Source organism: Okeania sp. SIO2B9 (assembly GCF_010672505.1).
GTDB classification, from domain to species: Bacteria; Cyanobacteriota; Cyanobacteriia; order Cyanobacteriales; family Microcoleaceae; genus Okeania; species Okeania hirsuta.
This window is the reverse complement of the sequence record NZ_JAAHGK010000609.1, coordinates 1-4,456: the sequence shown is the minus strand read 5'-3', so window position 1 is coordinate 4,456 and position 4,456 is coordinate 1. Positions and strand designations below refer to the sequence as shown.

General features: G+C 31.1%; 2 protein-coding genes. Both read right to left on the bottom strand.

All coding sequences use genetic code 11. The features are described 5' to 3' along the window. Positions 1 to 174 precede the first annotated feature (174 nt). Positions 175 to 1,656, bottom strand: coding sequence for a 2-succinylbenzoate--CoA ligase (locus F6K13_RS20065; RefSeq protein WP_240038843.1), 1,482 nt, complete (start codon positions 1,654 to 1,656; stop codon positions 175 to 177). Between the two features lie 973 nt (positions 1,657 to 2,629). Then, positions 2,630 to 3,592, bottom strand: coding sequence for an o-succinylbenzoate synthase (locus F6K13_RS20060; RefSeq protein ID WP_124143991.1), 963 nt, complete (start codon positions 3,590 to 3,592; stop codon positions 2,630 to 2,632). Positions 3,593 to 4,456: the final 864 nt, after the last annotated feature.

The following is a 4,456-nucleotide window of genomic DNA, read 5'->3' as shown; positions in this document are numbered from 1 at the left end:
CCTGAAAAGAAAGATGCCGAAATATCAAAAATTTAAAATTTAGACAATGTAATATTTTCTTGTCTCCTAGATAACTAAAGCCTCCTTCTTCCTTCTTCCTTCTGAAAAGAAAGATGTCGAAATATCAAAAATTTAAAATTCAGGCAATGTAATATTTTCTTCTATCCTAAATAACTAAAGCCTCCTTCTTCCTTCTTCCTTCTTACTTCTTACTTCTTCTTTCTGAATTGCTATTTCTTTTAACAATTCACGATTAATTTTACCCTGATAATTACGAGGTAAATTTTTAACTTTAACCCAAGATTTAGGTTGTTTAAACTTACTCAATTTTTCATTAATAGTAGCCATAAACTTTTCTACAGAAACTTCTAAGTCATCAGAAACATAAACAGCAGTCACAATTTCACCCCAATATTTATCGGGTAAACCTATTACACAAACATCAGTAACTAATCCAGTTGCTAAAATAGCTGCTTCTACTTCTGCCGGAAAAACATTTTCCCCACCAGTAATAATTTTTTGACTACGACGACCTACTATATTTAAGTAATTTTGATTATCCAAAAATCCTAAATCATCCGTCACAAAACTTTCAGAAGAATTAAATAAGTTGGGATAATATCCTAATGCTAAAGAATGAGCTTTGATGTTAATAATTCCAATTTTATTTTTGCCTAAAATCTCCCCATTTTCACTTTTAATCATAATTTCTGCGTGGGGTAAAATTTGACCGTTGCTATTATTTCCTTTCAAAAAATCTTTGGGTTTAAGAGTAGCAATTTGAGCAGCAGTTTCAGTCATTCCGTAAGTAGGTGCTAATCTAATCTGATATTTTCTAGCTACATCAAATAATTCCTGCCAAGCAGGTGCGCCACCTAAAAGCACTGTCTGAAAATTAGATAACCATTTTGCTGTTTCTGAATTTTGTATCAGCTTTTGTAATTGAGTTGGTACTAGGGAAATAAAAAATTTATTGGGATTAATATTCCATTCCTTTTTGTCGAAAATTTCTTTATATGATGGCAAAATTACTAAATTTCCTCCAGTAATAAAGGAGCGCATGAATTGCATTAAACCACTGACGTGATATAAGGGTAAAACACAAAATGAGTTAATTTTTTGTACTTGGAAATATTTTTGGAAGCCTTCCACAGATGCTATTAATGTTTCCCATGTATGAATGGTAAATTTAACTTTTCCAGATGAGCCACCAGTAGGAATCATAATCAAATTTTTTGGAAAAAATTCCTTGGTATTATTATTAGTATGTATTGGTTTTAGAGAGATGCTATTTTGAGGAGATACATCATTTTTGTATATATCTGCTCCTAGAAAATTTTCGTCGGGAGTATTTCCAAAAATTATATCTGGTTGTACTAATTCTAATACTTGTTCCCATTCTTGTTTCCCCCAATTTGGATTACATAGAAAGACTTGAAAACCAGTAGCAACAGCAGCAACAAAACTGGTAATAAATTCTGTTGGTTTTGATTCTGATATAAATATCTTTGGTGCAGATTCTGGGTGAAAATTTTCGTTCAAGTAATCAAACTTTTTTTGACTAATAGAGTAGATATAACTACTTTCATTACTAATTAGTAAATCACTATTTGCACTCAGATAGTTAAAAATTTGGTTCATAAATTGTCTTGTCATATTTTCTCTTGTTCATTAAATCAATGGGGAATTACAAAACCAAAAGCACAATTTTTGAGTAGATTTTGTTGTAATTATGTTCCAAGTCATAGTGCAGTTTTTCTAATAACTTTTGTTTCAAACACTCAATAGAATAAAGAGGGCAGGTTTTGAGAACTAGATTCTCTTATCTCAAGGCTTTTAGTTAAACCCGCACCTACTTATTACCAATTAGTAAATCTCTACTTTTACTTAGATAGTTAAAAATTTGGTTCATAAATTTTCTTGTCATATTTATTCTTATTCATCAAACTAATGAGTAATTTCAGTTATTACTTATCAGTTTCTCAGTAAATCACTACTTAGGGCTTGCTGATTAAAGATAAAAGTCTTGATATATAAAGGTTTTTGCCTTTTTAGGTAGTAAAAAAGTAGCAGGTTTTTGCCTGCACATTGCTCAAAAAGTGAGTATTGGGGCAAGATAGAGGCAGAACAATTTGGGGATAATTTTTCCAAGTAGTTCCTCTACGACTCTTTCCAACTCTTGACTCTTCACTACTCCCTACTCCCTACTCCCTATCTCAACAAAAAGACTTTTTCAGCAAACCCTACTTATACTTAGATAGTTAAAAATTTGACTTATAAATTGTCTTGTCATATTTCTTCTTGTTCATCAAACTAATGAGTAATTTCAGTTATTACTTATCAGTTTCTCAGTAAATCACTACTTTTACTTAGATAGTTAAAAATTTGACTTATAAATTGTCTTGTCATATTTCTTCTTGTTCATCAAACCAATGAGTAATTTCAGTTATCAGTTTTTCGGTAAATTACTACTTGTACTCAGATAGTTAAAAATTTGGTTCATAAATTTTTTTGTCATATTTATTCCTGTTCATCAAACCAATGAGTAATTTCAGTTATCAGTTATCAGTTATTACTTATCAGTTTTTCAGTAAATCACTACTTGTACTCAGATAGTTAAAAATTTGACTTATAAATTGTCTTGCCATATTTCTTCTTGTTCATCAAACCAATGAGTAATTCCAAAACCAAAAGCACGACTTTTAAGTATATTTGGTTGTAATTCTGTCGCGAGTTGTAGTGCTGATTTTCTACCAATTTTTGTTTCAAATACTGAAGAAAAAACTACATCAATAATATGATTTTGGCAAAAATTACGGAGTTGGGAAGGCGAACCAAAAATAGCAGGTTTTATCGAAAATATTCCTCGCCAACCCTGTTGATAATATTGTTGCATTTTACTGAAGTTAGCAACAGATTCATCTAAAGCAATAGGAGTCAAGTGTTGATGACTTAATTTCAACATTTCCTCAAATTTATCGACAGATAAAGGTTGCTCTATAAATTCAATTAAATTGAGATTTTCACATATTTCTAACCATTGTTTTGCCTCCTCAAAAGTTAATCCAGCATTAGCATCTAATCTGAGATTTGCTTCTGTAGGAAGTGCTTTAACTAACTGCTGAAAAATTTGGATTTCTGTTTGAATTTTATTAACTCCTATCTTCCATTTAAAAGTACGATATCCTTCTTGCCATAGTGGCTTCCAAATTTCTATAGCTGGCTCTCCTTCTGGCAATAAAGCACTGTAAAAATTAGAGTTTTTCAATTCTTCTTTCTTATCTATTTCTCTTTCTCTAAGATTTTCCCAAGCCGACTCAAAACCAAACTTACAAGCAGGTAAATTTTCAGGAATAGATAAAATTGTTTCTACTGTAATTTCTGTTGGTAAGTGGTGACAAAAATCTAAAGCTTCCGACAAAGTTTCAGAGCAAAACCAACTCAAAGGAGCAATTTCACCTAAACCTATTTTTCCAGTTTTGCTGGTTAGTTGTAAAATAATTCCTTCTCTAATATTCCAGATACCATGGCTGGTTTTGAGAGGTTGTTTGAAGTTCCTTTTGTAGAGGAAAAATTTTAGTTGATAGTGCATAATTTTTGTGGAAGGTTTTCTTTGAAAAATTCAACCTCCTAGTCTATTTTTTACAAGGTATAGTAGTTTCAAATAAAAATGAGACGGATAAATCCCTTATTTTTAAGGATTATATCAAGGTTAAGTGTCTCAATCTTAATTGGAATGACTATATAGCAACTGCTACAGCGGTTAGGGCAGAGAAAAATATCAAATTATTAGACCATCTCATAGAGACGATAGCTATGTTTGTCTTTTATGTCCTAAGCTCCTTGGTGACTGCTATAAAATTTATAGTAGTGTTTATTAAATTAGTCTACATCTATAAAAGTTGATAGTACATAATTTTTGGGGGAAGATTTTTTTGGAAAAATTTAACCTCTTTGCCTTTTTATTGCAAGGTAAGGATAAAATTTATAGCAGTTTTAATTAGATTAGACCACATCTATAAAAGTTGTATTTTTGCTGTCTGATTTATTTAGCTGAAAATCACAATCATCGGGTGCATCTCAATTTTGAATAAAGCTAAAAATTTATTGCTTTTAGGCAACAGCTCCGAAAGGCAACAGCTCATCTGAGAATATATAGGAAAAAAGTATTTTTGCAAATATGATATGCACCCCAATCATCCTTATATTTTCAATTTATCAGCTAATTTTAAATCTGACTCTTGAAAATTACTCGGCAATCAATTATAGTCGTGACATACCTATCTTGTTCTTTCTCAAGGGAAAAAAATGCTTACTGAGTTGTTGACGAAAAAACACACTAAGAATTTTTATGTATATGACGTTGATGGTAGTGGCTATGTAGAAGAAGCAGACTTACAAAGGTGGGCAAAAAATCTTGCTCAATTGCGAGATTGGCAAGATTTTTTGCCCACCA